At 69.4% G+C, this 26,961-nt stretch carries 24 protein-coding genes and 5 pseudogenes; 15 read left to right on the plus strand and 14 right to left on the minus strand.

Features of this window, described 5'->3' with window-relative positions; translation table 11 throughout:
• Positions 1-72 precede the first annotated feature (72 nt).
• Complete coding sequence (locus ACZ3IC_RS18885) at positions 73-690, plus strand: SACE_7040 family transcriptional regulator (protein ID WP_467417531.1); 618 nt, start codon at positions 73-75, stop codon at positions 688-690.
• Positions 691-804: 114 nt separating this feature from the next.
• Complete coding sequence (locus ACZ3IC_RS18890) at positions 805-1,317, plus strand: signal peptidase II (RefSeq protein WP_467417532.1); 513 nt, start codon at positions 805-807, stop codon at positions 1,315-1,317.
• A gap of 165 nt (positions 1,318-1,482) precedes the next feature.
• Here the strand turns inward: ACZ3IC_RS18890 and ACZ3IC_RS18895 are convergent.
• The 3 genes and pseudogenes from ACZ3IC_RS18895 to ACZ3IC_RS18905 all read right to left on the minus strand — a co-directional run.
• A pseudogene (locus ACZ3IC_RS18895) lies at positions 1,483-1,806 on the minus strand (prolipoprotein diacylglyceryl transferase family protein); the annotation flags it as partial.
• 494 nt (positions 1,807-2,300) lie between these two features.
• Positions 2,301-2,954 carry a hypothetical protein gene (locus ACZ3IC_RS18900; RefSeq protein WP_467417534.1) on the minus strand — a complete coding sequence of 218 codons (654 nt, stop codon included), beginning with the start codon at positions 2,952-2,954 and terminating at the stop codon, positions 2,301-2,303.
• A complete protein-coding gene (locus ACZ3IC_RS18905; RefSeq protein WP_467417591.1) occupies positions 2,951-3,475 on the minus strand; it encodes a TetR/AcrR family transcriptional regulator in 525 nt (174 codons plus the stop codon). The genes ACZ3IC_RS18900 and ACZ3IC_RS18905 overlap by 4 nt, the downstream gene beginning before the upstream one ends.
• Before the next feature lie 534 nt (positions 3,476-4,009).
• Here ACZ3IC_RS18905 and ACZ3IC_RS18910 point away from each other — a divergent pair.
• The 4 genes and pseudogenes from ACZ3IC_RS18910 to ACZ3IC_RS18925 all read left to right on the plus strand — a co-directional run.
• Positions 4,010-4,246: pseudogene (locus ACZ3IC_RS18910) on the plus strand (IS1380 family transposase); the annotation flags it as partial.
• A 237-nt stretch (positions 4,247-4,483) separates the two neighbouring features.
• Positions 4,484-5,932: a glycosyltransferase gene (locus ACZ3IC_RS18915; RefSeq protein ID WP_467417535.1), complete on the plus strand. Its 1,449-nt coding sequence runs from the start codon at positions 4,484-4,486 to the stop codon at positions 5,930-5,932.
• A gap of 94 nt (positions 5,933-6,026) precedes the next feature.
• On the plus strand, positions 6,027-7,658 hold the full coding sequence (locus ACZ3IC_RS18920; protein ID WP_467417537.1) for a DUF6056 family protein: 1,632 nt from the start codon (positions 6,027-6,029) through the stop codon (positions 7,656-7,658).
• Between the two features lie 88 nt (positions 7,659-7,746).
• The gene (locus ACZ3IC_RS18925; protein WP_467417539.1) at positions 7,747-8,526 is read left to right on the plus strand and encodes a phosphatase; all 780 of its coding nucleotides are present in this window, start codon (positions 7,747-7,749) and stop codon (positions 8,524-8,526) included.
• Between the two features lie 97 nt (positions 8,527-8,623).
• On the opposite strand, the gene ACZ3IC_RS18930 is transcribed toward ACZ3IC_RS18925, so the two are convergent.
• The 3 genes from ACZ3IC_RS18930 to ACZ3IC_RS18940 all read right to left on the minus strand — a co-directional run bounded on the left by ACZ3IC_RS18930 (position 8,624) and on the right by ACZ3IC_RS18940 (position 11,314).
• Complete coding sequence (locus ACZ3IC_RS18930; protein ID WP_467417540.1) at positions 8,624-9,547, minus strand: acyl-CoA thioesterase; 924 nt, start codon at positions 9,545-9,547, stop codon at positions 8,624-8,626.
• 19 nt (positions 9,548-9,566) lie between these two features.
• Positions 9,567-10,724: an acyl-CoA dehydrogenase family protein gene (locus tag ACZ3IC_RS18935; RefSeq protein ID WP_467417541.1), complete on the minus strand. Its 1,158-nt coding sequence runs from the start codon at positions 10,722-10,724 to the stop codon at positions 9,567-9,569.
• Between the two features lie 200 nt (positions 10,725-10,924).
• Positions 10,925-11,314: a peptidase inhibitor family I36 protein gene (locus ACZ3IC_RS18940; RefSeq protein WP_467417543.1), complete on the minus strand. Its 390-nt coding sequence runs from the start codon at positions 11,312-11,314 to the stop codon at positions 10,925-10,927.
• A gap of 379 nt (positions 11,315-11,693) precedes the next feature.
• On the opposite strand from ACZ3IC_RS18940, the gene ACZ3IC_RS18945 reads away from it, so the two are divergent.
• Positions 11,694-12,020 carry a hypothetical protein gene (locus ACZ3IC_RS18945; RefSeq protein WP_467417593.1) on the plus strand — a complete coding sequence of 109 codons (327 nt, stop codon included), beginning with the start codon at positions 11,694-11,696 and terminating at the stop codon, positions 12,018-12,020.
• Between the two features lie 139 nt (positions 12,021-12,159).
• On the opposite strand, the gene ACZ3IC_RS18950 is transcribed toward ACZ3IC_RS18945, so the two are convergent.
• The 3 genes and pseudogenes from ACZ3IC_RS18950 to ACZ3IC_RS18960 all read right to left on the minus strand — a co-directional run bounded on the left by ACZ3IC_RS18950 (position 12,160) and on the right by ACZ3IC_RS18960 (position 14,396).
• Positions 12,160-12,594, minus strand: a complete 435-nt coding sequence (locus ACZ3IC_RS18950; protein WP_467417545.1) for a VOC family protein — start codon at positions 12,592-12,594, stop codon at positions 12,160-12,162.
• Between the two features lie 59 nt (positions 12,595-12,653).
• Positions 12,654-12,776: pseudogene (locus ACZ3IC_RS18955) on the minus strand (IS110 family transposase); the annotation flags it as partial.
• Between the two features lie 135 nt (positions 12,777-12,911).
• Entirely contained in the window at positions 12,912-14,396 is a 1,485-nt protein-coding gene (locus tag ACZ3IC_RS18960; RefSeq protein WP_467417547.1) for a PucR family transcriptional regulator, read from the minus strand.
• Positions 14,397-14,583: 187 nt separating this feature from the next.
• On the opposite strand from ACZ3IC_RS18960, the gene speB reads away from it, so the two are divergent.
• Together speB and ACZ3IC_RS18970 are read left to right on the plus strand one after the other, a co-directional pair.
• Entirely contained in the window at positions 14,584-15,552 is a 969-nt protein-coding gene (gene speB, locus ACZ3IC_RS18965) for an agmatinase (RefSeq protein WP_467417548.1), read from the plus strand.
• 61 nt (positions 15,553-15,613) lie between these two features.
• Positions 15,614-15,736 (plus strand): annotated as a pseudogene (locus tag ACZ3IC_RS18970) (thiamine pyrophosphate-binding protein); the annotation flags it as partial.
• A gap of 129 nt (positions 15,737-15,865) precedes the next feature.
• Here the strand turns inward: ACZ3IC_RS18970 and ACZ3IC_RS18975 are convergent.
• Complete coding sequence (locus ACZ3IC_RS18975) at positions 15,866-16,237, minus strand: hypothetical protein (RefSeq protein WP_467417550.1); 372 nt, start codon at positions 16,235-16,237, stop codon at positions 15,866-15,868.
• 168 nt (positions 16,238-16,405) lie between these two features.
• Here ACZ3IC_RS18975 and ACZ3IC_RS18980 point away from each other — a divergent pair, with 168 nt between their 5' ends.
• Positions 16,406-17,377, plus strand: a complete 972-nt coding sequence (locus ACZ3IC_RS18980; RefSeq protein ID WP_467417551.1) for a serine hydrolase — start codon at positions 16,406-16,408, stop codon at positions 17,375-17,377.
• Between the two features lie 99 nt (positions 17,378-17,476).
• Here ACZ3IC_RS18980 and ACZ3IC_RS18985 read toward each other — a convergent pair whose 3' ends face one another.
• Positions 17,477-17,614: a hypothetical protein gene (locus ACZ3IC_RS18985; protein WP_467417553.1), complete on the minus strand. Its 138-nt coding sequence runs from the start codon at positions 17,612-17,614 to the stop codon at positions 17,477-17,479.
• 140 nt (positions 17,615-17,754) lie between these two features.
• Here ACZ3IC_RS18985 and ACZ3IC_RS18990 point away from each other — a divergent pair, with 140 nt between their 5' ends.
• Positions 17,755-21,555: an ABC transporter ATP-binding protein gene (locus ACZ3IC_RS18990; RefSeq protein WP_467417555.1), complete on the plus strand. Its 3,801-nt coding sequence runs from the start codon at positions 17,755-17,757 to the stop codon at positions 21,553-21,555.
• Here ACZ3IC_RS18990 and ACZ3IC_RS18995 read toward each other — a convergent pair.
• Entirely contained in the window at positions 21,524-21,703 is a 180-nt protein-coding gene (locus tag ACZ3IC_RS18995) for a hypothetical protein (RefSeq protein WP_467417557.1), read from the minus strand. The two genes, ACZ3IC_RS18990 and ACZ3IC_RS18995, sit on opposite strands and share 32 nt — an antisense overlap.
• Positions 21,704-21,866: 163 nt before the next feature.
• On the opposite strand from ACZ3IC_RS18995, the gene ACZ3IC_RS19000 reads away from it, so the two are divergent.
• Together ACZ3IC_RS19000 and ACZ3IC_RS19005 are read left to right on the plus strand one after the other, a co-directional pair.
• Positions 21,867-22,313 carry a hypothetical protein gene (locus ACZ3IC_RS19000; RefSeq protein WP_467417558.1) on the plus strand — a complete coding sequence of 149 codons (447 nt, stop codon included), beginning with the start codon at positions 21,867-21,869 and terminating at the stop codon, positions 22,311-22,313.
• A 99-nt stretch (positions 22,314-22,412) separates the two neighbouring features.
• A complete protein-coding gene (locus ACZ3IC_RS19005; RefSeq protein ID WP_467417560.1) occupies positions 22,413-23,882 on the plus strand; it encodes a S28 family serine protease in 1,470 nt (489 codons plus the stop codon).
• Positions 23,883-23,946: 64 nt separating this feature from the next.
• Here ACZ3IC_RS19005 and ACZ3IC_RS19010 read toward each other — a convergent pair whose 3' ends face one another.
• Positions 23,947-25,812 (minus strand): glycoside hydrolase family 3 protein, encoded by a 1,866-nt coding sequence (locus ACZ3IC_RS19010; RefSeq protein ID WP_467417562.1) that lies wholly within the window; start codon positions 25,810-25,812, stop codon positions 23,947-23,949.
• Positions 25,813-26,003: 191 nt separating this feature from the next.
• Between ACZ3IC_RS19010 and ACZ3IC_RS19015 the strand changes: the two are divergent.
• Together ACZ3IC_RS19015 and ACZ3IC_RS19020 are read left to right on the plus strand one after the other, a co-directional pair.
• Positions 26,004-26,320, plus strand: a pseudogene (locus ACZ3IC_RS19015) (sugar phosphate isomerase/epimerase family protein); the annotation flags it as partial.
• 245 nt (positions 26,321-26,565) lie between these two features.
• On the plus strand, positions 26,566-26,733 hold the full coding sequence (locus ACZ3IC_RS19020) for a hypothetical protein (RefSeq protein WP_467417564.1): 168 nt from the start codon (positions 26,566-26,568) through the stop codon (positions 26,731-26,733).
• A gap of 19 nt (positions 26,734-26,752) precedes the next feature.
• On the opposite strand, the gene ACZ3IC_RS19025 is transcribed toward ACZ3IC_RS19020, so the two are convergent.
• Positions 26,753-26,961: dihydrofolate reductase family protein (locus tag ACZ3IC_RS19025; protein WP_467417566.1), on the minus strand; the 209-nt coding region annotated here is incomplete at its 5' end.

Consider the following 26,961-nt stretch of genomic DNA (forward strand, 5'->3'; position numbering starts at 1 on the left):
CGCAGTGGTTAATGAGCGTTAACGTTCCTTCAGGTTAACGACCGCTAACCCGCCTGTCTAGAATGAATCCTCATGAGCACCCATGCCACCGCCCGCGTCGCGGCCCCCACCCGCCGCGAGCAGATCCTCAAGGAGGCTGCCCGCCTTTTTGCCGAGCGCGGCTTCCATGGCGTCGGTGTCGATGAGATAGGTGCCGCCGTCGGTATCAGCGGCCCCGGTCTCTACCGGCACTTTCCCGGCAAGGACGCGATGCTCGCCGAGCTGCTGGTCGGCATCAGCGAGCGGCTGCTGGCGGGCGGGCAGCTGCGCGTGTCGGAGGACGCGGCCTGTGAGGACGGCTCCCCGCAGGCCCTGCTCGACGCGCTCATCGAGGGCCACATCGACTTCGCACTCGACGACCGCCCCCTGATCACCCTCCACGACCGCGAGCTGGACCGCCTCCGGGACGCCGACCGCAAGCGGGTCCGCCAGCTCCAGCGGCAGTACGTCGAGGTGTGGGTGGAGGTGGTCCGCGAGCTGTATCCGGACCTGCCCGAGCGCGAGGCCCGCGCGGCCGTCCATGCCGTCTTCGGACTCCTGAACTCGACCCCGCACCTGGGCCGCCCCGGCGCGCAGCCGGACCGCGCGGACACGGCGGCGCTGCTGCACCGGCTGGCGCGCGGGGCATTCGAGGCGGCGGCCCGGGCGTAGGGCGTGGCCATGGGCCCGCCGGTCCTGGATCTGTCCGGAAAGGCGAGAAGACGTTTCAGGAGGGGGCGATAGTCTCAGGAAATCCTGGTTCGGATATCGCTGCGCACGGAGGCCATGATGATGCGGTTGGAGCGTGGTTCAAGCCGGCTGTACGGCATGATGCTCGTGCTGGCGGCGGTGGTCCTGCTCGCCGACCAGCTCACCAAATTATGGGCGGTTTCCGTGCTGTCCGACAGCGAGCGCGTCGCCGTGATTCCCCCTCTGATCCACTTCCGACTGCTGTACAACCCTGGCGCCGCGTTCTCCCTGGGCGCCGGGGTGACGTGGGTGTTCACCTTGGCGGCGGCAGCGGCAGTGGCCGCGATCCTCTACACCGCTCGCCGACTGGCCTCTGCGCGCTGGGCGCTCGTGCTGGGCGCGCTGCTCGGCGGTGCGGTATCCCACCTGGGCGACCGACTCTTCCGCGAGCCCGGGTTGGCCCGCGGGCATGTGGTGGACTTCATCGACTACGGCCCGTTCGTGGGTAACATCGCCGACATCGCGCTCGCCTGCGCATGCGTCGCGATGGTGCTGCTCAGCCTGCTTGATGTGCAGCTTGCCGAGAGGATGGGCGAAGAGTCCGCCTGAAGCGTGTTGCAGAACCGCTGGTCATCCGGCTGCGGTCACGACCGCTCGACAGCCTGAAGCAAGGGGCCCCGGGCCGGTTCGGGTGGCCCGGGCTCGTGGTGGCGCTGAGGTCTCACATGTCTTTGTGTGTCGCTCCTCGTGTCTTGACCGCGACGTCCGGGCGCGGATGCGGCGGCGACGGCAGCCGATCCACGCGCCGACTCCGCCCAGGGCGATGGCGCCCCAAATACCGAGCCCGCCCTCCCACACGTACAGGGCTTGGATCGGCTCGCCGTGTTCGCCGAAGTACGCGTCGGGGCTGCTGATCACGTGGTAGAGCCGTCCGCCGAGGAGGCCGAATGGCACTGCCCAGATGGTGACGTCCGCGATGACGCCCTGATCTCCGCCCCGCGCCACCCAGCGCCGGTTGCCGAGCCGGACGGCCACGAGCGCGCCCAGGATGATGCAGAAGGCGTACGCCCTCAACGGGATTGGGCCGAGATGAAGAACCGTTCCTGGGCAGTGAGCAGGAGTGAGTCCTGTCTCACCGGCACGCCCCGAACGGTGTTGGGCGCACTGGTCCTCCGCTTTCACGTCCTGGTCGGCGACGCATATCACGTATGCGGTCCGTCCCAGGTGGGCGGAATCCCTACGACCTGGCCATGTGGGTGTGGCCAAAGGCGACGGGGAGGCCCCGAACCATCACTCCGGTGATACGGGGGCCCCGACCGCTGACACCACACCCGGCGTCCCAGATCGCGATGCACACGTTACGCACACCCAGTCAGGCACAACCACAGACCGGAACACCGTTCACTCAATCGTGCCCATGTTCGCCAAAGCAAGGTACTGGACCAGCAGTTGTGAACCCCGGTCGAAGGGCTGGGAAGGTAGGCGAGATCCATGGTCGCTCCGTAGGTGCCTCAGTCAAGCGGACTGGTAATCAGGCGTGCAGCGAACTTTCTGAGGCCCTTGATCAGAAATTCGTCTGGTCGAGCGAGAGCTCAGGGTCGGCGCCTGAGCGCTGCGCCGAGTGCGGCGATCCAGATCAGCAGCAAGGGAAGTGAAATGAACGCCGTGGGGGTCAAGGTGGTGGACAGGAGGAGGTAACCGATGCCGGAGGCGGTGATCGTAGCGGCGAGGACCCAGCCGATGACGACCTCCCAACGCCGCAGCAGTGTGCCGTGCCGCGAGGCCACGCAGGCGGCCGCGGCGAGTGTGGCGAGCGCGAACATCTTCACTCCGTCCGCACGCTGGACCGCCTCGAACAGTGCGCCCGTCCTGCCCGGTGACGCTGAATCAGCTGCAGGCACCGCGATCAGCTCCAGGACGAGTTGCACGCATGCGAGCGCCCCCGCGACTCTCCCGGCCCATCCGGTCGAGCGAGCCGCAGTGTTGTTGGTACGGCGGGCCCGGTCGAGCAGTCCGGATCCGACGATGAGCAGACTTGCACCTGCCACACCGTGGACGAGCAGCGCCTGGGCGCCGACCTGGACCGGCCGGTCGGCGTAAGCGGTCGTGATCCCGGCGTGTGTGTCACCGACGTCGGGTGTCGCTCCCCATGCGGCGGCGAGCCCGAGAATCCACGCCGCGGCATGTGCGTATCCGGCGGCGCGGGCGGTGCTGCCGTCAGCGGGCTCCTTGGCAAGTGTCGTCATGCGGTGTCTCCCGCGGTCTTGTTCCGGATTGCCTGGGCGAACGCATCGCAGCCGGTCCGCCATGCGGCGTCCAGGTCTGCGCCGGGCGGGAAGCGGCCGTCGAGTTCGAGCACGACCATGCCGTGCGCGAATGCCCAGAACGAGCGCGCGATGTCGATGTCGCCGTGCACCGCGCGGGCCAACGGCGTCGCCGCGCGATCTTCGAGTCCATCGGGAAGCGCGGCGCGGGCGAGCGGCCGACTGTGAGTGATGCGGTAGAGGTGCGGGCTGGCAAGAGCGTGCCGCCGGTAGGCACGGGCGAGCACAAGCAGGGGCGGTTCGACGCCGATCTCGGCTTCGGCGGCCTCCAGATCCTCCGCCAACCGGGTCATCCCCTGCGCCTGGAGCCCGCTCTCGACAGCGGCCTTGTCGGGGAAGTGCTTGTACAAGGAAGGCGCCCGGATGCCGACCCGTTCGGCGATGCGCCGCATCGACAACGCATCCGGCCCTTCGGCGTCGAGCAGTTCCCGGGCGGCGGCCATGATCTGCTGCGCGCGGTCAGCCACCGTGGGCCGTCCGCACGATGACGATGCCGGTGGGCCGCACAGATCCGGAAGCCGGTATCCGAACGGTGGGCGGGACTGGGGGGCCGGCGAGGAAAACAGGCGCGGCGACGGGTGGCAGTTGGTGCTCTTCCCCGGGAACTGCCATCGCCCCGGAAAGGAGCGCCGGCGCCTCCCATGCACTCCGGAAGGGCCGGGTCGGGACCCTGCTGCACGGGGCCTTACTGGCTGTGGCGGTTTTCACTGCGGCTCTCCCACGTTGCGACCGACCGGACCTGACCAACGACGTTTGCCGCGGGGCGCCAACGTATGGCTAACGGTGTTAGCCGTCAAGCCCGGAGGTGTCGAAATCCGACTTGCCGAGCCTCAACGTCCGCACCTGGCGGGCGAGTTACGCCTGACTGGCCATCCACCTCGACCGCGACCCGCACCGCCCAGGACACCCCGAGTGGCGGAAACGCTACGCAGCACGCAACAGCACCGAGGCCGTGAAAAGGCACGGGCCCGCACCCGCCTTCCTGCCACTTCGCCATCAACGCTGCCTGGCTCGAACTGGCTCTGACCGCCGTCGACCTGCTCGCCTGGGCCCAAACTCTGCTGCTGGACGGCGAATTGGCCTGCGCCGAGCCGGAGAAGCTCCGCCACCGGCTGCCGCACGCAGCCGCCCGCATCACCCGCGGCGGCCGCCGCATCACCCGTCGCGGCCGCCGCCTCCATCTGCGGATCCGGGTCACCTGGCCCTGGCGAGATGAGCACGAGCGTCGGGCCCCGACCATGCCCGCTCGACGGCAAGCGGCCAACAGCCACGGTCCGCCGCGATCGGCCCGACTCATCCCTCCCAACCGAAAAAGGAGGTTGATGCGAGAGGGAAGAGGTGGTTCCTCGGATTCCCTTTTCTTCTTCAAATGAGCTCCGTCGTTCGGAGTGTCGCGGCGACCCACAGGCATATGGTTTGAGCTGTCCCACCCAAGCCTGATGGGAAATTAAATGAAAAAATGTCAGGTCTCGATCGTTGTTCCCTGCTTCAATGAGGACGAGGTGATCGAGGCATTTCACCGTGCGTTGATCTCTGCCCTCGAACCGACTCGGCGGACCTTCGAGATCTGTTATGTCGACGACGGCAGCAGCGACCGGACCAGGGCCCGGATCGGCTCGCTCGCCACCGCGGACCGGCGGGTCCGCTACACCTCCTTCAGTCGCAATTTCGGCAAGGAGGCCGCCATGCTCGCGGGGCTGCGCATGTCCCGCGGCGAAGCCGTCGTGCTCATGGACGCCGACCTCCAGCATCCGCCCGAACTTCTGCCCCGCATGCTGGAGTTGCGGAGGTGTGGGTACGACCAGGTCGTCGCGAGGCGGGACCGGACGGGTGAAGGCGTCCTGCGTACCTTTCTCAGCGCCGCCTACTACCGGGCCATGGGCCGCTGCATGGACGTCGAGGTCGTCGACGGCGAGGGCGACTTCAGGCTGCTGTCACGCACCGCCGTGGACGCCGTTCTCGCGCTGCCCGAGACCAACCGGTTCTCCAAGGGGATCTTCTCCTGGGTCGGCTTCGACACCGTCAGTTTCACCTACCGGAATGTCCGGCGTGCGGCCGGGAGTTCGAAGTGGGGCAGCAGGCATCTGCTCAACTACGGGATCGACGGACTGATCTCCTTCAACAGCCGTCCACTGCGCCTGGCCATCCACGTCGGCCTCGCCCTCGCGCTGGCGGCACTGGGGTACGCCCTGTGGATCATCGCCAGTGTTGTTCTGCACGGTGTCGCCGTACCCGGCTACACCACCCTGCTGACCGCCGTCGTGGCGCTCGGCGGAATCCAGCTCGCCACGCTCGGCGTCATCGGCGAATACGTGGGACGCATCTACAGCGAGTCAAAACACCGTCCGCACTACGTGGTGCGCGAAACGAACGAATCCGCGAACGTTCGCCCGGTCGATATTCCGCCCGATACGCCGGACGGGCTCCATGCCGCTTCGCCCGCACCCGTGGTCGAGAGACCGATGACGGGGCCCGCCGGGGCGACCGCGCTCGGGGCCGCCAGGTCCCACACCGTACGCCAGTTCGTCATTTTCGCGGTGATCGGAATCATCAATACGGCGGTTTATCTGGCGACATACGTGTCGCTGAACATCTGGATTCCCTATCTGGCCGCGCATGTCATCGGATATGCGGTCAGCATCGTGGGCTCGTTCCTGCTCAACTCGTGCGTCACCTGCCGGACGAAGCCGACCTGGCACGCCTTCGTCCGGTATCCCCTGTCGAGCGTCGTCAATCTCGTTCTCACCGGCGTCCTGCTCTACCTCGGTGTCAGCAGGCTGGGCGTGGACAAGAACATCGCTGCCGTGGCCGCAGGAATCCTCGCCACCCCCTTCTCGTTCCTGCTCGCCCGCTGGGCCATCGACTCCGGTGCCGACCTGGCCCGGCAACGTGCCGCCTGACCGGGAGTCGTGCCGGACACACCACACCTTGATCCCCACCGCCTGAACTCGCAGCGCGCAAGGCGCGAGCAACGTACGAAGGGCAGCAGTGCACATGACCGCGCACACCGCGAAGGTCTCCGGCACCCAGCCGGAGAACGAGAAGTCCCCCCACCCGGAGAACCACCCCGGCCCCTCACGGCGATGGGCGACGATCTGGACGGCGGCCCTCACGCTGCTGCCGCTCGCCCTGCTCGGCGCGGCCTTCTGGATCGGCCGACTGGTCCGCCCGGGAGCAGACGACTGGTGCTTCCTCCCGGTCGTACGCGACGAGGGCGCCTCCGGAATGATCGCGAAGTTCTTCCTCCACGACAACGGGCGCATCGCCAACGCCCTGGTGGTCGTCGCGTACGGGGCATTCGACGTCGCGGGCCAGCAGTGGTTCGCCCTGGTCAGCGGGGTGCTCATGCTGGGCATCCTCTGGGCGCTGACCGCCTCCGCGCTCCGCAGGGCCAACCTGACCGTGCCGCGCGGGCTCGCGCTGCTCGTGGCGGCGATGATGGCGGTGATCTTCTTTTTCGCGACGCCCAATACGTACAAGACGTTCTACTGGCCTGCCTCCTCCGTCTCCCACACCGTCTCACCGGTGCTGGCCTGCGCCGCAGTGATCCCCCTGCTGCGCGCACGGACCGGCCGGGGGCGGGCCTTCGCGCTGGGCATCGCCTACGTGGCCGGAATCTTCATCGGCACGCTGTCGGAGGAGACGGCGATCGTCGCGATCGTCGTGCTCGCTGCTGCCCTGCTGGTCAGCCGCTGGGCTCTGCCCGGTCCCGGCCGCACCCATGCGCGCATCTGGTGCGCGGTCGCCTCCGCCGGGGTCGCGGTCGGGATGGCCATCCTCTACCTGGCGCCCGGCGGACGCGCCCGGCGTGAGAGGTTCGACGCCGACACCGCCTCCATGCTCGGCCCGGAGACACTGGTTACGACGCTGCGGGCGTTCGCACACATCCTGGGGACGATCTTCACGACCTGGCAGTACCTGGGAGCGGTCGCTGTCGGCGTACTGCTGGGCCTGATGGTGCGCGGTGGCGAGCGTGGACAGGGGCCGGAGGGGTCCTCGCTAGGCGAGGCGGGGCCGGAGGGGTCTTCGCGAGGCGAGGTGGGGCCGGAGGGGTCTTCGCGAGGCGAGCAGGGGTCGGAGGGGTTTTCGCGAGGCGCGGCGGGACCGGACGGGTCCCTGCGGCGTCGGCCCCTTCTCCTGGTTCTCGTCGGGTTCCTCGCCTTCCTGGTCTCCGGCTACCTCTGCACCATCGTCGCCTACCCGGCCTTCGGGGCGAGCGTGGCGACCGCGTCGCGCATCTGGGGCGACTTCCTCCTGCTGTACGTGATGCTCCTGGTCGGCGTCGGCGCCCTGCTGGGACGGGTGCTGCGCTCCCACCGGTGGGGGATCCGTGCGGTGACGGCGGCGGCCGCCGGAGCCGTATGTGCTCTGGTCTGCATCGGCCTTGCCGTCCCGCTGCTCCGGCTGGAGCCGGAGATGGAGCTGCGCGCCCAGCGTTGGGACCACCAGGACTGGTGGCTGAAGGACCGGGTGGCGAGCGGCGCCCAGGTGCTTCCCTACACGCCGGTCTCGGTCAGCGGGATGGTGGAGCCGTTCGGCGACCACGGTCGACGGGCGTGGCCGGCGCAGTGCGTCGCCAAGTACTACCACCTGAAGGAGGTCACGTACTCGACCCAGCTTCCCTGAGTGGCCGACCGCCCCGGGAAGCCTGTTCGGCCCGTCTGTCGTGCAAGACACCCAGCACACTGTGCACACCTGACGGCACAATGGGTTCATGCCGATACCCAGCCGTGCCGCCCTCGTCGAACACCTTGTCCGTACGCGTATCGCCGGAGACGTCGCCACACCCCGCGACAACAACCTCTCCCACTACCGCAAGCTCGCCAACGGCGACCGTCACCACTGGCTGGGCCTGGAGCTCGGGGACCGGTGGCGGGACGAGCAGGACGTGCTGGCCGTGATGGCCGAGCGCTGCGGGGTCAGCGACGACCCGGAGCACCGGTTCGGGCAGGACACCATCGACCCGGAGCTGACGGTCGACGCCCTGGAGCGGATGGCGGCGCGACTGCGAAAGGCGGCCGCTGGGGCGGAGCGGGTGCTGTTCGCGACCGGGCACCCGGGCGGGCTGCTCGATGTGCACCGGCAGACCGCGGCCGCGCTGCGGGCCGCCGGGTGCGAGATCGTACGGATTCCGTCGGGGCTGGTGGCCGACGAGGGCATGGTGTTCCAGTTCGCGGACGTCGCGGTGCAGGAGCGCGGCGCAACGCTCTGGCACACGCACTCGCCCGCCCCGATGGCCGCGATCCTGGACGGTCTGGAGCGCGAGGGCCGGCCGATGCCGGACCTGGTGGTAGCCGACCACGGGTGGGCGGGGTGCGCGGCGCAGCGTGGCCTGGACGCGGTGGGGTACGCGGACTGCAACGACCCGGCGCTGTTCCTCGGCGAGGCCGAGGGGACGCTCCAGGTGGCCGTACCGCTGGACGACCATGTGCTGGACCCGCGGTTCTACGACCCGCTGACGGACTATCTGCTGGACGCGGCGGGGCTGATCTGACGCTGGTCGGAGCCCCACCACCGGTTTTCTCGTCACTCATGGTGGGGAGCCGAATCGGCAGGCCGTGGCCTGTTCGGTCAGCCGGAGCGCGAACTCGTCAGTCCCGGGGGACGCGGACCACGCCCTCCTGGATGACGGTGATCGCCAGTCGGCCGTCCTGTGTGTAGATACGGGCCTGACCCAGCCCGCGCCCGCCGGACGCGGACGGCGACTCCTGGTCGTACAGCAGCCATTCGTCGGCCCGGAAGGGACGGTGGAACCACATCGCGTGGTCCAGGCTCGCGCCGACCACATCGCCGACTGCCCAGCCCCCGCGCCCATGGGCGAGGAGCACCGAGTCGAGCAACGTCATGTCGGAGACGTACGTCGCCATGCAGACATGCAGCAGCGGGTCGTCCGCGAGCTTGCCGTTGGTGCGGAACCACACCTGGGACCGGGGCTCGCGCGGTTCGCCGACCGTGCCGAAGGGCGGCACGTCCACGTACCGCAGGTCGACCGCGGCCCGTGCCTCGATCAGCCGGTCCACGACACCCGGATCGCTGAAGCGGTCCGCGTACCGGGGCAGCATCTGCGCGGCCGTGGGCAGCGTCTCCGGGTCCGGGGCGGGCGGCATGTCCGCCTGGTGCTCCAGCCCCTCCTCGTGTGTCTGGAAGGACGCCGAGAGATGGAAGATCGGCTGGCCGTGCTGGACGGCGACGACCCGGCGGGTGGTGAAGGACCGGCCGTCCCGGATGCGGTCGACGTTGTAGACGATCGGCGCGCCCGGGTCGCCCATCCGCAGGAAGTAGGAGTGCAGGGAGTGAACGGATGGGGTCTCCCCTGCTCGAGCGGAGCCGAGAGCTCGGGGAAGGCCGGCGGGGACGGTACGGCCTGCGGCGACCAGGGCCTGGGCCGCGACCTGGCCGCCGAAGACGCGGGGCACGATCACCGAACGGCTCGTACCCCGGAAGATGTCCCGCTCGATCTGCTCCAGGTCGAGCAGATCGAGCAGATCGAGCAGGGAGTCACGTGCTGAGCTCATGGAGGGAACGTAACCGCTCTTACAGGCCCATGGACTTGGCGATGATCGACTTCATGACCTCGCTGGTGCCGCCGTAGATGCGGTTGACCCGGTTGTCCGCGTAGAGACGGGCGATCGGGTACTCGTTCATGTAGCCGTAGCCGCCGTGCAGCTGGAGGCACTTGTCGATGACGCGGTGCGCGACCTCGGTGCAGAACAGCTTCGCGGAGGCGGCCTCGGCGGCGGTCAGCTCACCGGCGTCGTGGGCCTCGATGGCGCGGTCGCAGACGGCCTCGGCGGCGTCCACCTCGGCCTGGCAGGCGGCCAGCTCGAACTTGGTGTTCTGGAAGGACGCGACGGTCTTGCCGAAGACGGTGCGCTCGGAGACGTAATTCTGGGCGAACCGGACAGCGGCCTTGGCCTGGGAGTACGCGCCGACGGCGATGCCGAGGCGCTCCTGCGGCAGGTTCTGACCGAGGTAGGAGAAGCCCTTGTTCTCCTTGCCGAGGAGGTCCTCGACCGGCACCTTGACGTCGACGAACGCCAGCTCGGCGGTGTCGGAGGTGCGCAGGCCCAGCTTGTCGAGCTTGCGGCCGACCGAATAGCCCTCGGCCTTGGTGTCGACGACGAGGAGGGAGATGCCGTGCCGGCGGTCATCCGCCTTGGGTGCGTCCGTACGGGCGCAGACGATGACCCGGTCGGCGTGGACGCCACCGGTGATGAACGTCTTCGCACCGTTGAGGATGTAGTGCGTGCCGTCCTCGGAGAGCTTGGCGGTGGTCTTCATGCCGGCCAGGTCGGAACCGGTGCCCGGCTCGGTCATGGCGATGGCGTACATCGTCTTGCCACTGACGAAGTCCGGCAGCCAGCGCTTCTTCTGCTCCTCGGTGGCGTACGCCTTGATGTATGGCAGGCAGAGCAGGACGTGCACGCCGGAGCCGCCGAAGTTGACGGCCGCGCGGGCGCACTCCTCGGAGATGATCGCCTCGAATTTGAAGGACTCCACGCCGGCGCCGCCGAACTCCTCCGGCACCTCGATGCCGAATATGCCCAGCTCGGCGAGCTTGTAGTAGAAGTCGCGAGGCACCTGGCCGGCCGCGAACCACTCGTCGTAGACGGGGGCGACCTCGGCCTCGATGAAGGCGCGGATGGTCTCCCGGAACGCCTCGTGGTCCTCGTTGAATACCGTACGGCGCACGGGTGCCTCCTTGGTCAGCTGCGGGCGGGTTTCGGCAGGAGTGGCTAAGCGCTTGCTCAGACCTGGTCAAAAGTTACCCGGCGGTCACCGAGGCTGTCCAGGGTGATGCTCAGCACGCCCGCGCGGAGCGTCCGGCCGCGGACGCGCAAGAGCCCTTCCCGACCCCCGGCCGGGAAGGGCTCTTGCGCTGTCTCCGTTCCCTACTGGGGCTTGAAGGAGCGGATCTGGTAGCTCCCCTGGAGGTTGCCGCCGCTTCCGGCGGGGGTGGATCCGACTCGGGCGTTGTAGTTGGTCTGCGTGTAGTACTGAACGCGGTGCCCGGTCGCGTTCCACACGGAGCGGACGTTCTGGCCCCGCTGGATGAAGGAGCAGTCGTCGGCGGTATTCGCCCGCTTCTTGTCCGACCACTGGCAGCGGGTGCCACCTCCGTTCCAGTCGCTGTAGATACAGAAGTAGCCGGGGCTGCAGCTGTAGGAAGCCAGGGCGCTCTCGGTGGTGGCGTTCTCGGCTGCCGTGGCGGCGACGGGGCCGGTGCCGAGTCCTAAGGCCAAGGCGATCGAGGTGGCGGCGAGCGTGATCATGCGGTTCATGGCGAAGCTCCTTCCATCCCGTGCGTGACGGATCAGGCACTCTCGGTGATCTCCAGCGTGGCACGGCTGTTATCGCGGAAACCAGGGCGGAAGGAGGGGCGCCCGAAGCCTGCGTCACGGCTCGGGGCGCCCCTGTGTACACCGGCGCGCACACGGTCGCCGTTCACCCTGCCCGGACTACGGGGTCAACCTCGCGGTATGCCGGGGCATGGCGGCAAGACGGTCATGGGCGGCCGTGCCCCCGCACGTCCGAAACGGCACGGCTGGGCCGGGGACGGGACGTTCAGGCGGGGAGGTTGTCGCCCTTGACCGCGGCAACGGCTGTGCATGGCATCGACATCGGGCCACGTCTGATCCACGGCATCGAGGTGCCCGCGTGATCTCGCAGACCCCCGGCGCCTCGGCACGACTGCTTCCGTGGTCCAGCCCGGAGAGCAAGCCCTGTTACGCCATCGGTGACGGGACCGGATACGTCTCCCGCGTAGCCGACAACATCGAGAGTGTGCAGCTCGGCATGGCTGTCGAACTGCTGGCCCACGCCGACGACATGCTCGACGACCGCGATGTCACTTCGGCGCAGCTCCGCTACGTCGTGGCCCGCATGGCCGAGGCATTGCGCGACGTGCACAGGATCGCTCAGAGCCGGGGCGACCGGCTCGCTGTTTCAGCCCGTGACGGGAGCAAATCACCCAAGTCGCAGGCCTGAACCTTCCTGCCGACCCGGGGGAGTTCCCTCTATTTCCTTCGTCAAGCCTGGTGGGGTTTGAGCCTCGACGATGAGCGGTGGGTTGGGATCGTTTGGAACCATTCCAGATGGGTTTGCCGGTCCGAGGCGGCGGTTGATTCTAGAGACTGTTGAAGTCGGGGACGGTGATGGAGCCGTCTGCGGCAAGTGGGAACCCCGGGTTGTGAGCGATTTCCCAGGCATGGCCGTCAGGGTCGACGAAGACTCCTGCGTAGCCGCCGTAGAACGTCGTGGCCGCAGGACGCGTGACGGTAGCGCCCGCTTGCTGCGCTGTCGTGATGAGCTCGTCGACTTCGGTCGGGGATCGCACGTTGTGAGCGAGCGCGATTCCGCCGAACCCAGCCGACTGATGATCTTCAACGCCGCAGTCGAGCGCGAGCTTGTCGCGATCCCACAGGACCAGCGCGAGACCGCCCGCTTGGAAGAAGACGGTTTCCTGAACCGTCTGTCCCTTCCAGCCCAGGGCCTCATAGAACGACCGGGCACGTCCGAGGTCGGAAACACCCAGTGTGATCAGACTGATACGCGGTTCCATCGGCTCATTTTATTCACCCTTCGAGTCCTCGCCAGGGTGCTGGTGGTCTGCGATGCGTGTCAGGCGGCCGCTGCGGGTCGTGACTCGTAGAAGGTGCCGTCGCGGAGCATGGCGAACAGGGCATCGATGCGGCGTCGGGCGAGACAGAGGAGAGCTTGGGTGTGGGTTTTGCCCTGGGCGCGCGCGAAGGCCTGCCGTGCCCGTCGCCGGGCCGGCGGTCGTGCCCCTGATCAGCGGTCTACCGGTGCCTCCGACGCCCGCCGACGTTCCGCCGCCCGACTCAGGAATCCCCCTTCAGGACTTTCCTGGGGCGCTGATCACCGCTGCCGCAGTGCGAACCACAGTTCCGTCCGTACGTCCATGTCGTCCAGGTCCGCGTCCAGCAGCGTCGCGCAGCGGGTGATGCGTTGGCGGACCGTGTTGCGGTGGATCCGGAGGGCCGTCGCCGTGCGGTCCCAGCTGCCGTGCAGGCTCAGCCAGCAGCGCAGGGTCTCGGTCAGGGGCTCGGTGAGCGGGGCGAGGAGGGCGCGGGCGTGGGCCTCGGCCTGGTCCGGGGGGACCAGGGCGGCCAGGCCCGCTCCGGTGTCGGTGTGGTGGTGGGCCAGTGGGATGCGGGTGGCCACGGCGCGGCCCAGGGCGCGGGAGGCCTGGCCGTCGGCGAGGTCGAGGGCCGTGATGGGTGCGGGGGCGGAGGCGCCGAGGGTCCAGCCGGGCTGCGGGGTGATCCGGTCGTCGCCGGGGACCAGCACCCTGACGGCGTCGCCGCCCCGGCCCGCGTCGACCAGGGCCGAGCCGAGGGCGGCGCCCAGTGCGCCGGCGGTGAGCGGGTCGACGGGGCCGTCGCCGCTGCGGCGCGCGTGCACCACCGTCCACTGCTCGGAGCCACCGAGCAGCGGGGCGACGTCCTGCGGGTCCGCGCCCAGCAGCATCCGTACGAGGGCGGCCGACCGGCCCGCCGCGTCGGCGCCCTGGTGCGGGGCGGCCAGAAGGGAGAGCAGGACGACCGCGACCCCGGCGATCGTGTGGTCGCCCGCCTCGCGCCGGTCCGTCGCCAGCGCCAGGACGAGACCCTGGCCGCCGCCCAGTGCGTACGCGGACAGGTGCGCGTCCCGCAGTGTGTCGGTGGCGGACGTCGGAGCGGGGCGTGTCACGGCGGAGACCACCCGGGTGAGCCGGGCCAGCGCCGCGCCGACGTCGGGAGCCGGGCGGCGGCCCGCGGTGTGCAGTTCCTCGCCGTCCGCGGAGAGCAGCACCGTCCGGCCCTCCAGCTGGGCCGCCAGTTGGTGCAGCACCGCGGGGATCGGGTCGGGCCTGGCCGCCGCCGTGGCCAGTGCCTGCTGGGCGCGGGTCACCCGGCGCAGCTCGCGGTGCCGGGCCTCGGCCATCAGCCGCCACACTGCCCGGGCAATCGCCGTGAACGGGGTCTCGGGCGGCACCTCCACCAGCGGCAGTCCGTGCTGGTCGCACGCCTCGATCAGCGCCTGCGGCACCGTGTCGAACACCGGCGTCACCCCGAAACCGAGCGCCGCCGCCCCCGCCTCCACCAGCCGGGCCACATACGTGTCCGGGTCCTTGAGCAGCACCCCCGCGCTCAGCACCAGCTCGCCGCCGAGCAGATACGGGTACGGGTCGGCCATCTCCGAGGTGTGCACCCACAGCAGATCCGCCTCGGCCGGACCCGCGATCTGGTGCAGCCCGAGGTCCTCACGGGCGAGCAGCTCGGTGAGGGGGATCGGGGGCGTGGGGGGAGCGGAGGGGGTGGGGGGAGCGGGCGGGGTGAGCCCGGCCAAGGCTTCCGGCATGGATGGTCCATCCATTGGTGAATGCGATTATGGATGAAACATACACTTCAGTGCCGCGTTCGGGTCACCTACCGTCTTCACCACATGCGACGTGCGCGCATGTGACACAAAGGTGCGCACCGCCTCAGCGCCCCCCGCATCGCAACGAGAAGCGTCACCCCGCATCGCAACAAGAAGGACACCCACCATGAGCAGCAACGAAACGCCGCGCGGTCCCGTCGACTCCTCCCGCGTTCCGCGGTACGCCGGACCCGCGACGTTCGCCCGGCTGCCCCGCCTCGACGAGGTCCCCGCCGCCGATGTCGCCGTCGTCGGCGTGCCCTTCGACACGGGTGTCTCCTACCGCCCCGGTGCCCGCTTCGGCGGCAACGCGATCCGTGAGGCGTCGCGTCTGCTGCGCCCGTACAACCCGGCGCAGGACGCCTCGCCGTTCGCCCTCGCGCAGGTCGCCGACGCCGGTGACATCGCCGCGAACCCCTTCGACATCAACGAGGCCGTCGAGACGATCGAGGCCGCGGCCGACGATCTCCTGGCCACCGGCGCCCGCCTGATGACGCTCGGCGGCGACCACACCATCGCGCTGCCGCTGCTGCGGTCCGTCGCGAAGAAGCACGGCCCGGTCGCCCTGCTCCACTTCGACGCCCACCTCGACACCTGGGACACCTACTTCGGCGCCGAGTACACCCACGGAACCCCGTTCCGCCGGGCCGTCGAAGAGGGCATCCTCGACACCTCCGCCCTCTCCCACGTCGGCACCCGAGGCCCGCTCTACGGCAAGCGGGACCTGGACGACGACGCGAAGATGGGCTTCGGCATCGTCACCTCCGCCGACGTCATGCGGCGCGGCGTCGACGAGATCGCCGACCAGCTGCGCCAACGCATCGGCGACCGGCCGCTCTACATCTCCATCGACATCGACGTCCTGGACCCGGCGCACGCCCCCGGCACCGGCACCCCCGAGGCCGGCGGCCTGACCTCCCGCGAACTCCTGGAGATCGTCCGCGGGCTGGCCTCCTGCAACCTGGTCTCCGCCGACCTGGTCGAGGTCGCCCCCGCGTACGACCACGCCGAGGTCACCTCCGTTGCCGCCTCCCACACGGCGTACGAACTGACGACGATCATGTCCCGCCAGATCGCGGAGGCCCGCACGAAGTGAGCCACGGTCACCACGACGAGTGGCCGCGGCTCGCCCCCGAGCAGATCACGGCCGCCCCGAACCCCCGTCCGGACGCAATGGCGGCGACCTCGTCGTCGAGACCCTCCAGGACTTCGGCGCGACCACTGCCTTCGGCCTGCCCGGCCGGCGCGCGCTCGGCATGTTCGACGCGCTGCGCCGCTCGGTCGTGCTCCCGACCCCGCTGACCTGCTGAGGATGTTCGAGTCGACTCATCTGGCCGACGCATCTGTAGGACGCGTGCAGGACGCGCCTGCCCGCCCGTGCCCCCGGCTGTCAGGGGGGCACGGGCGGTTCAGCGTCCGGCGGCCTCTTTCTCGATTTTCTCGAGGGCATCCAGCTGCGCCTGCCGACCCCGGAAGAACTCCTTCTGCTGATCCGGATTCAGCGTGGCCGGCAGATCCCTGGTCGAGGGCATCAGATCCGGGATCGTCCGGAAGACGGCGCCGGCTGCGGGGCCGTGGCCCCGCAGCCGGGCCCAGTACAAGGACTTGCCGACCGTGTGCAGAGGCACGGTCATCTCCGTACGCGGCTTCTTCGCGGCTCTCTGCCTCGACTCCTCGCGCCCCAGCGCGCGGAAGCCGATGTCGCCCAGCCGTTGCAGCACCTCCAGGGCGGCGTACAGCTGCCCGCAGAGACAGGCATCGGTCGGCCGGTCGTCCGGCATGATCCCTCCCCGTTCTGCCTCGTTCCGATGACGGAAGGCATCCCTACCCGGCCCACCCGGCCGGGGAACACCGGCTCGCGGTGTACAACCTTTCCGGCCGTCAGCAGTCATCAGTGTCGGGTGTGCCGGGGGGCACACCGTATGAATTCGCCCAGGGGGAAACGTCGTATGAAACAGTCCTGCATATTCCGCACATCCCGCCGCGCGCACTCCGTACTCGCTGTCGCGCTCGCCGCAGGCGTACTCGCACCCGTGACGCTCGGCGCCGCGCCCGCCGCCGCCGCGACGCCGACGGTGAGCTGCACGTCCGGCAAGGCGGGGTTGGCCGCCAAGCTGTCGAAGGACATCACCGCCGCGCTCAAGGGGAGGAAGTCGACGACGGCCGTGGCGCTCTACGACCGGACCACCAAGACGACCTGCTCCTTGCGGGCGACGACGAAGTACGACTCCGCCAGCGTCGTGAAGGCGACCGTGCTGGCGACGCTGCTCTGGGACAACAAGAAGCACAACCGCTATCTCACCCAGCGCGAGATCAACCTCACCACCGCCATGATCACCAAGTCCGACAACGACGCGACCACCAGCCTGTGGAAGCAGCTCGGGGTGACCAAAATCAAGGCGTTCCTGAAGGCCGCCGGGATGACGCACACCGTGCCCGGCTCCGGTGGCTACTGGGGGCTGACCCAGATCACCGCCCAGGACGAGCAGCGGCTGCTGACCCTGCTGACCGCCAAGAACTCCGTACTGAGCGACAACTCGAGGGCGTACGCACTGGGCCTGATGCGCAAGGTCGTCTCCTCCCAGCGCTGGGGCACGCCCGCCGGTGCGCCGTCCGGAGTGACCGTTCAGGTGAAGAACGGCTGGCTGCCGCGCGCCACCCACGGCTGGCGGGTGCACAGCATCGGTGCCTTCACGGGCAAGGGGCGCGACTACGCGATCACCGTGCTCACCCAGGACAACAAGACGATGAACGACGGCATCGACACCATTCAGGCCGTCGCCCGCGCTGTGCACAAGGACCTCAACCCGGCCGCCGGCGCGTTGACGACCGTGGCCCCGCCCGCCGCCCCGCAGGAAGCGGTGCCTGCGGTACCGGAGGCACCGGCGGTACGGATGCTCACCGCGACGCCGCGGTCGTAGCCGACAGGGGCGAAGTTGTCCTCGATCACCGGACGCGGCATGCCCGTTCGGCGGTCGAGGACGCAGCGGGCTGCGGCGACCGACCCGCCTCGGCGCCGGTCAACCGCTGACCGCCTGCGCATCGGCATCGCGGGTGTACAGCCGAACCTCGGGTTCGATCCCGATGGTGTAGCCACTGTCCATGCGCCGGAACGTATAGATGTCGCAGTGTATGAGCGAGGCGGGTGTGTTGCGCATTCGTTCATATGGGTGAGCGCACGTAGGACCGATGACGGACCGGTCTACGCCACAAGACCCGTCTTTGTAACGGCGGGGATGAAATTCGCCGTCCACCGCGTTGGTGCCTTCCGGTAGAGCAGGTCGAACGGGAGGCACCGGTGACGGACGCAGGGGACGCAGAGGGCGCGGCGCAGGCCCCGGGATGGGCTCGGCGGCTGAGCGGCTACGCATGGCGCTACCGGCGCAATACGCTGCTGGCGCTCGGCTCGTCGCTCGCCGGCATGGCGGTGATGGCCCTTGTCCCGCTGATCACCAAGGTGATCATCGACGACGTCGTCGGCGACCACACGCGGTCACTCGCCGTATGGACCGGGCTCCTCATAGCCGCCGCCGTGCTGGTCTACATAGCCACGTACATCCGCCGCTACTACGGCGGCCGGCTCGCCCTCGACGTACAGCACGACCTCCGTACCGAGATGTACGCGACGATCACCCGCCTCGACGGGAAACGGCAGGACGAGCTGTCCACCGGGCAGGTCGTCGGACGCGCCACCAGCGACCTGCAGCTGATCCAGGGGCTTCTGTTCATGCTCCCGATGACTATCGGGAACGTACTGCTCTTCCTCATCTCCCTGGTGATCATGGCGTGGCTCTCGCCGCTGCTCACCCTGGTCGCGATCGCCGTCGCCCCCGCCCTCTGGTTCATCGCCCGCCGCTCCCGCTCCCGGCTCTTCCTCGCCACCTGGTACGCCCAGGGGCAGGCCGCCGCCGTCGCCGGAGTCGTCGACGGGGCCGTCTCCGGGGTCCGGGTCGTCAAGGGGTTCGGGCAGGAGGACCAGGAGACCGGCAAACTGCGCGAGGTCGGGCGCAGGCTCTTCGCCGGACGGCTGCGGACGATCCGGCTGAACTCCCTCTACACCCCCGCCCTCCAGGCCGTCCCCGCGCTCGGCCAGGTCGCGATGCTGGCCCTCGGCGGCTGGCTCGCCACCCGGGGCGAGATCACCCTCGGCACGTTCGTCGCGTTCTCCACCTACCTCGCCCAGCTCGTCGGCCCGGTCCGGATGCTCGCCATGGTCCTCACCGTCGGACAGCAGGCCCGGGCCGGCGTCGAGCGCGTACTGGAACTGATCGACACCGAGCCGACCATGAAGGACGGCACCAAGGAACTCCCGGCCGACGCCCCCGCGAGCGTCGAGTTCGACGACGTACGGTTCGGCTACGCTCCGGTCCGCCCCGCCTCCGCTACCGACGACGACCTTGGAAGCGGAGCCTCGGACCGCCCCGTCCTCGACGGCTTCTCGCTGACCATCGAGCCCGGTGAGACCGTCGCCGTCGTCGGCGCGTCCGGCAGCGGGAAGTCCACCGTCTCGCTGCTGCTGCCCCGCTTCTACGACGTGACGCACGGCGCCGTCCTGGTCGGCGGCCATGACGTCCGCGAGCTGACCCAGCAGTCCCTGCGCGCCGCCATCGGCCTCGTACCGGAGGACAGCTTCCTGTTCTCCGACACCGTCCGCGCCAACATCGCCTACGGATTGCCGGACGCCACCCAGGAACAGATCGAGGAAGCGGCCCGGGTCGCCCAGGCCGACCGATTCATCGCGGACCTGCCCGAGGGCTACGACACCAAGGTCGGCGAGCACGGACTCACCCTCTCCGGCGGCCAGCGCCAGCGCGTCGCGCTCGCCCGCGCCATCCTCACCGACCCCCGGCTGCTCCTCCTCGACGACGCCACCTCCGCCGTCGACGCCCGCGTCGAGCACGAGATCCACGAGGCGCTGCGCCAGGTGATGGCCGGGCGGACGACCCTCCTGATCGCCCACCGCCGCTCCACCCTCAACCTCGCCGACCGGATCGCCGTCCTGGAGCACGGCAGGCTCGCCGACATCGGTACGCACGAGGAGCTGGAGCGCCGCTCCGCGCTCTACCGGCGACTGCTCACCGACCCGGACGAGCTGGGCGGCACCTCGCCCGGACACCAGACGCTGACCACCGCCGACTCCACCCCCGAGGACGACCGCGCGCTCCAGGAAGAACTGGACGCCGAGTTCGACGCCGAGCGCGGCATCAGCCCCCACCTGTGGGTCCGCAAGGACGAGCCGCGCGACACCGGGGCCGCCGGCATGCCCGCAACCCCCGAGCTGCTCGCCCAGGTGGAGGCCCTGCCGCCCGCCACCGACACACCCGACATCGACGAGGCGCAAGCCGTCCGAGCCGAGGAGTCCTACGGGCTGCGCAGGCTGCTGCGCGGCTTCGGGCTGCCGCTCCTGGTGAGCCTGGCGCTGGTGGCGGTTGACGCGGGCGCCGCACTCCTGCTGCCCGTACTGATCCGGCACGGCATCGACCAGGGCGTCTCGCAGCTCGCACTCGGTGCCGTCTGGGCGGCGTCCGCGCTGGCCCTGGTGGTCGTGCTCGTGCAGTGGGCGGCCCAGATCGGCGAGACCCGGATGACGGGCCGCACCGGCGAGCGGGTGCTCTACTCGCTGCGGCTGAAGATCTTCGCGCAGCTCCAGCGGCTCGGCCTGGACTACTACGAGCGCGAGCTGACCGGCCGCATCATGACCCGGATGACGACGGACGTGGACGCGCTGTCCACGTTCCTGCAGACCGGTTTGGTCACGGCCTTCGTTTCCGTCGTCACGTTCTTCGGCATCATGGTCGCGCTGCTGGTCCTCGACGTACAGCTGGCCCTCGTCGTCTTCGCGACACTGCCGGTGCTGGTCATCAGTACGTTCTTCTTCCGCCGCAAGAGCGTCAAGGCCTACGAGCTGGCCCGGGAACGCATCAGCGTCGTCAACGCCGACCTCCAGGAGTCCGTCTCCGGGCTGCGGATCCTGCAGGCGTTCCGCCGCGAGAGCGACGGCGCGGAGCGGTTCGCGGGGCGCAGCGACCACTACCGCGAGGCCAGGGTCCGCGGTCAGTGGCTGATATCGGTCTACTTCCCGTTCGTGCAGTTCCTGTCGTCGGTGGCCGCGGCCGCCGTCCTGATCGTCGGCGCGGGCCGGGTCGACGACGGCACGCTCACCACCGGTGCGCTGGTCGCGTACCTCCTCTACATCGAGCTGTTCTTCGCCCCGGTGCAGCAGCTCTCCCAGGTGTTCGACGGCTACCAGCAGGCCGCCGTCTCCCTCGGCCGCATCCAGGAGCTGCTGCGGGAGCCGACGTCCACCGACGCCGCGGACGAGCCGCTGGACGTGCTGTCGCTGCGCGGCGAGATCGCCTTCGAGGACGTGTCCTTCGCATACGGCTCCGGCGACGACACCGAGGAGGCCCTCAGCGGTGTCGACCTGCGTATACCGGCCGGCCAGACGGTCGCGTTCGTCGGTGAGACCGGCGCGGGGAAGTCCACCCTCGTCAAGCTCGTCGCCCGGTTCTACGACCCGACGGGCGGCCGTGTCACGGCGGACGGCACCGATCTGCGCCGCCTCGACCTCACCGCGTACCGGCACCGGCTCGGAGTTGTGCCTCAGGAGGCGTATCTCTTCGCCGGTACGGTCCGTGACGCCATCGCGTACGGGCGGCCCGAGGCCACCGACGCCGAGGTGGAGGCGGCGGCGCGGGCGGTCGGCGCCCACGACATGATCGCCACCCTGGACGGCGGCTATCTGCACGAGGTCGCCGAGCGGGGCCGTAACCTCTCGGCCGGCCAGCGCCAGCTGATCGCCCTCGCCCGCGCCGAACTCGTCGACCCGGACGTCCTGTTGCTCGACGAGGCGACCGCCTCCCTCGACCTGGCCAGCGAGGCTCTGGTCAACCAGGCGACCGACCGGCTCACCGGCCGCCGCACCACCCTCGTCGTCGCACACCGGCTGACCACCGCCGCGCGCGCCGACCGGGTCGTGGTGATGGACCACGGCCGGGTCGTCGAGGACGGCACGCACGACGAACTCCTCGCCCGGGAAGGGCACTACGCCGTGCTGTGGCGCACCTTCATCGGGGAGGACGAGCCGGCGGGGGTGTGAGGGCCGGGACCGCGGCGGCGACGGTGAGGAGTGCGGTGGCGAGCAGCGCCCGACCGATGGTGCGCTGACCGATGGCGCGCGGGCCGGTGGTGCGCTGACCGGTGGTGCGCCGGCCGAGAAGGCCCTGTGCGTTGCGGAATTGAAGCACGGCAGTTCCTGCCTTTCGTCTGGCTCCGCCCTGCTGGAGCCATGCTGTGGCGATTCAGTGATCCCGGAGGCGGAGCGCGCCGGGCGCAACCTCCGGATGGCCTCCTGCGTCGTACGCATGTATGAGTATGTGGCGAGCAAGGGCGTAAGTGTTCGATCGGGCGATGGGGCTGCTGGTGATCAGAGGTACCGGAAAGGCCGGAGCGGCCGACAGGGGAGGAAGAGGCCGGGGGCGCCGGACGCTTGTGCGTCTGTTCGTCCTGCCGCTGGTGGCCGCCGTCGGTCTGGTGCTCAGCGGCACCGCAGCGAGCGGCGCCGACGCCGCGACGGTGTGCGCCGGACGCCCCGCCAAGACGGTCAAGTTCAAGACCGGTGAGCTGCGCGTCTTCAAGAGCCGCTCCTACGCCTGCGCCGTCGCGGTCGCGAAGAAGCCGGGCCCGCGCCGCACGATGTCCGTACGCATCCAGGCGCGCGGCGGCAGCCCCGTCGTCGACAGCGGCCGATACACCAGACAGGCAGGCCCGGTGACGGTCCATGCGCTGAACCGGTGCGTCCGGGCCTCGGCCACGATCTCGGGAAAGTCCGGCTCCACGGGCTGGATTCTCTGCTGACGGCGGCCACTCGTCGTACCCACTGGTCAAAAGGGTCTGGCGGCACTCGTGTTGCCCCGCTAGGTTCACGACGTCTGTTGTGAATCAAGGGGAGGGTGCATGCGCAAGGCGCTCAGAGGGTTCCTGTCGCTGGCGGTGCTCATCGGCACAGTGAGTGCGACGGGTGTTTCGGCCGGGGCGGCCACCGCCGCGGAACCGACCGCGTTCCGGAGCACGGCCGGAAGCGACAGCGGCACGAGTACGGACATCAAGGACCGCATCCTGGCCATCCCGGGGATGAGCCTCATCGAGGAGAAGCCTTACGCGGGCTACCGCTACTTCGTCCTCGAATACACCCAGCCGATCGACCACCAGCGCCCGTCCAAGGGCACCTTCCAGCAGCGCGTCACCCTGCTGCACAAGGACACGTCCCGCCCGACGGTCTTCCACACCAGCGGCTACAACGTCTCCACGAACCCCAGCCGCTCCGAGCCGACCCGGATCATCGACGGCAACCAGGTCTCCCTGGAGTACCGGTTCTTCACCCCGTCCCGCCCGGCGCCCGCCGACTGGTCCGAGCTCGACATCTGGCAGGCCGCCAGCGACCAGCACCGCGTCTTCACCGCGCTGAAGCAGATCTACACCAAGAACTGGCTGACCACCGGCGGCTCCAAGGGCGGCATGACCGCCACGTACTTCGAGCGCTTCTACCCCAAGGACATGGACGGCGTCGTCGCGTACGTCGCGCCCAACGACGTGGTCAACAAGGAGGACTCGGCGTACGACCGGTTCTTCGAACACGTCGGCACCAAGGAGTGCCGCGACAAGCTGAACGGGGTGCAGCGCGAGGCGCTGATCCGTCGCGAGCCGCTGGAGAAGAAGTACCAGGAGTACGCCGCCGCGAACGGCTACACCTTCGACATTGTCGGCTCGCTCGACAAGGCGTACGAAGCCGTCGTCATGGACTATGTCTGGGCGTTCTGGCAGTACAGCCTGCTGTCCGACTGCGACACCATTCCGGCCGACGCCGAGACCGCCCCCGACCAGGCGATCTGGGACTCGATCGACTCGATTTCCGGCTTCTCCGCCTATGCCGACCAGGGCCTGGAGAGGTACACCCCGTACTACTACCAGGCGGGCACCCAGCTCGGCTCGCCGGACATCGAGCAGCCGTGGCTCGGCAAGCTGAGCCGGTACGGATACCAGCCGCCGCGCAACTTCGTGCCGCGCTCCATCCCGATGAAGTTCCAGCCGTCGGCGATGCGTGACGTCGACAGCTGGGTGAAGCACCACGCCGACCACATGCTGTACGTGTACGGGGAGAACGACCCGTGGGGCGCGGAGCGCTTCCGGCTCGGTGCGGGTGCCCGTGACAGCTATGTCATGACCGTGCCTGGAGGCAACCACGGCTCCAATGTGGCCGGGCTCGCCGCCGACGACAAGGCGAAGGCCACTGCGGCCATCCTGCGCTGGGCGGGCGTCGCCCCGGCCGCCGTGCTGGACGACCCGGCGAAGGCGAAGCCGCTCGCGAAGTTCGACGAACGGCTCGACGAGCGGGACGTGATGAACGAGCGCAGGCTGCGGCCGTAAGCGGTCCTCGTGCCGAGACGTACCGAAGAAGGGGCTGTGCGCACGCACAGCCCCTTCCCGGGTTCTAGTACGTCAGCCCGTAACCGACCGGGTGCAGCACCTGCGCCGGATCGTCCGCGCGCTGCACCGGCACCGGCAGAGTGCCCTCCGGTTCGGCGCGGCCCGCGATCACCCGGGCGGCGGCGCGCAGTTCGACGTCGGTCCAGGAGTACGTGGCTAGCATCGCCGCGAACCCGGTCCCGGACAGCTGGGCGATGTCGTACGGATTGCGGATCGCGACCGTGATCACCGGGATGCCGGTTGCCACGAGCGCGCTCACCAGGGTGCGCTGCGAGCTGGTCGCCGAGACGTTGTACGTCCCCACGATCACCGCGTCCTTGCCCTGGGTGGCAGCCACCGCCGCGTCGATCTTCGCCTTGGTGGGGGCGGTACCGGTGGACAGCGCGGTTGCCGCGTAACCGAGTTCGCCGAACGCGGTGGCCAGGGTGGTGGTCGGCGGTCCGGTGGTGCCGGACGGGGAGGCCGGGTCGGCGCCGACCACGAGGAGGTTCTTGTGGGAGCGGCGGGAGAGTGGCAGCACCGCGCCGTTGTTGGCGAGCAGGGTGGTGGTGCGCTCGGCGATCCGGTCGGCGGCGGCGAGATGGGCCCGCGTCCCGACGGTACGGTCCACCCCGGCGTGGCTGACGAACGGGTCGTCGAACAGCCCGAGCTTCGTCTTCAGCCGCAGGATGCGCAGGATCGATTCGTCGATCCTGGCCTCGCTGATCTCACCGCTCTTCACGGCCTCCAGGACGGCGTTCCAGGAGACGTCGAGGTTCGGCGGGTTGAGCAGCTGGTCGACGCCCGCCTGAAGGGCGAGGACCGGAACGCGCTCGTCGCCGTACTTCGTCCGCACGCCCTCCATGCCGAGCGAGTCTGTCACCACGACACCGTCGTAGCCGAGCTCCTCGCGCAGGATGCCGGTGAGGATCGGGCGGGAGAGCGTCGCCGGGTCCTCGGCCGGGTCCAGCGCCGGGACCACGATGTGTGCGGTCATGATCGAGTCGATGCCCGCGGCGATCGCGGCCCGGAACGGCGGCGCGTCCAGCTCCGCCCACTGCTCCCGGGTGTGACGGATGACGGGCAGACCGGTGTGGCTGTCGGTGCTGGTGTCGCCGTGGCCGGGGAAGTGCTTGGCGGTCGAGGCGATGCCGCTGCTCTGATACCCCTTCACCTGCGCGGCGACCATCCCTGCCACGGACCGCGGATCGGAGCCGAAGGACCTTACGCCGATCACCGGGTTGGCCGGGTTGACGTTGACGTCGGCGTCCGGGGCGTAGTTCTGGTTGATGCCGAGCGCGGCCAGTTCGGCGCCTGCGATCTGTCCGGCCCGGCGGGCGTCGGAGCGCGAGCCGCCGGCGCCCAGCGCCATCGCGCCCGGCATCAGAGTGGCGGGCTCGCCGACGCGGCAGACGATGCCGTGCTCCTGGTCGGTGGAGACGAGGAGCGGCAGGGGAGTGGGGCCGGCGAGACCGGCGCGCTGGATGCCGTTGGAGAGGTCGGCGATCTGGTGCGGGTCTCGGGTGTTGTGTGCCCAGGCGAAGTAGATGATCCCGCCGACGTGGTACTTGGCGATCATCTCGGCGGCGGTGCGGACCCCGATCTCGGCCATGTTCGCGTCGATGTCGGCCTGGTCGGGCTCCGTGGCGGAGTGCCCGTACACCCGCATCACGAAGAGCTGCCCGACCTTTTCCTCCAGGGTCATCCGGGAGATGAGCCTCTTGAGGCGCTCGGTGGTGGCGGCTGAGGTGTGGTGCCCGCTGCTGTGTCCGCTGCTCGCGGACCTCTGGGCGGCGACGGCGCCGGGGGCGACGACTCCGCCCGTGACGGCGACTGCGGCGGTCGCGGTGGCAGCGGTGAGGAGGGTGCGTCTGGAGGTGCGGTGGTGCACGTGAGCTCCTTCGGCCGTACTCGGGGACGAGGGGTGGTGAAAGAAACTTCCAATGAGCACGGATATCCAGAAAATAACTTCCGGTCAAGGGTCCGGACCGTTTTGAGCCCGTCCGGTGATCGGGGAGGCCCGACCTGTGGCGGGCCCCCGTGCAGGAGTACGGCATCGAGCGCACCGCCCGACTGCTCGCGGTCGGGGTGGTCGTCGACACGTATCACATCTGTGGGACGACCAAGCGGCCTCACAGATCACCCGGGCGGGTGCGGGCGGCCGTATCCACTCCTTCCAGCTGGCGGACTGGATCACCCCGCTCCCGGCGGGCGTCCTGCCCGGCCGGGGTCAACTCGGCGAGGGGGCAGTGGACTTCCGCGCGTTCCGTTCGCTGGTCGAGGCCACCGGCTTCGACGGCCCCATCGAGGTGGAGATCTTCAACAAGGCCCTCTGGGCCCGCGACGGCGCAGAAGTCCTCGCGGAGGTCGCCTCCCGGTACGCCGAACACGCCTACTGAGAGGGCGTTTTGCCCCCAGGGTAAAGAGATCGTCAAGGCGTGCAACCGTTCGACACCCTGCCGAGTCGTATCTGGCGTCGGGTGCTTCCGGGGAGGGATCCGGGGGGATCGGGAAGCCCTGACGGAGGGGGATAGCGAGGGGGGTCCGGTCTTTCGACCGGGCCCCGTTTCGTCTCCTGGGATTCCGTGATCACGGAGTTGCGACGCTCTGTGACCACCGGAGATCCTGTGCCTGTGATGCCATCATGTTGGCGAGCCCGGCCACGGTCGCGCGGTCGTTGAAGGCGCTGCCGATCAGGATCAGCGGCGCGCCCTGGCCGGTCGTGTCGACGGCGAACGTGGTGCCGTCCCTGGAAGTGATGTTCGTCCTGTCGGCCTTCGGAGCGTGCGGGGTGGGAGACTGCGGCCGATGACCGCCTGTGCGGGCGGTCGCTACGGCCGGGTGAAGGTCATGTGCGTGACGCCGCTGGGGGTTGTCACGGACTCGGCCTGGAAGCGCTTCTCAAGACTTTCGAGTCCGTCCCACAGGCGCTCGCCACGGCCCAAAACGATCGGGACGATGGCGATGTGCAGATGATCGATGAGGTCTTCGACGAGGAACTCGCGGATCGTGGTCGGCCCGCCACCGATCCTCACGTCCA

It is taken from the genome of Streptomyces sp. NPDC002958 (assembly GCF_055563255.1).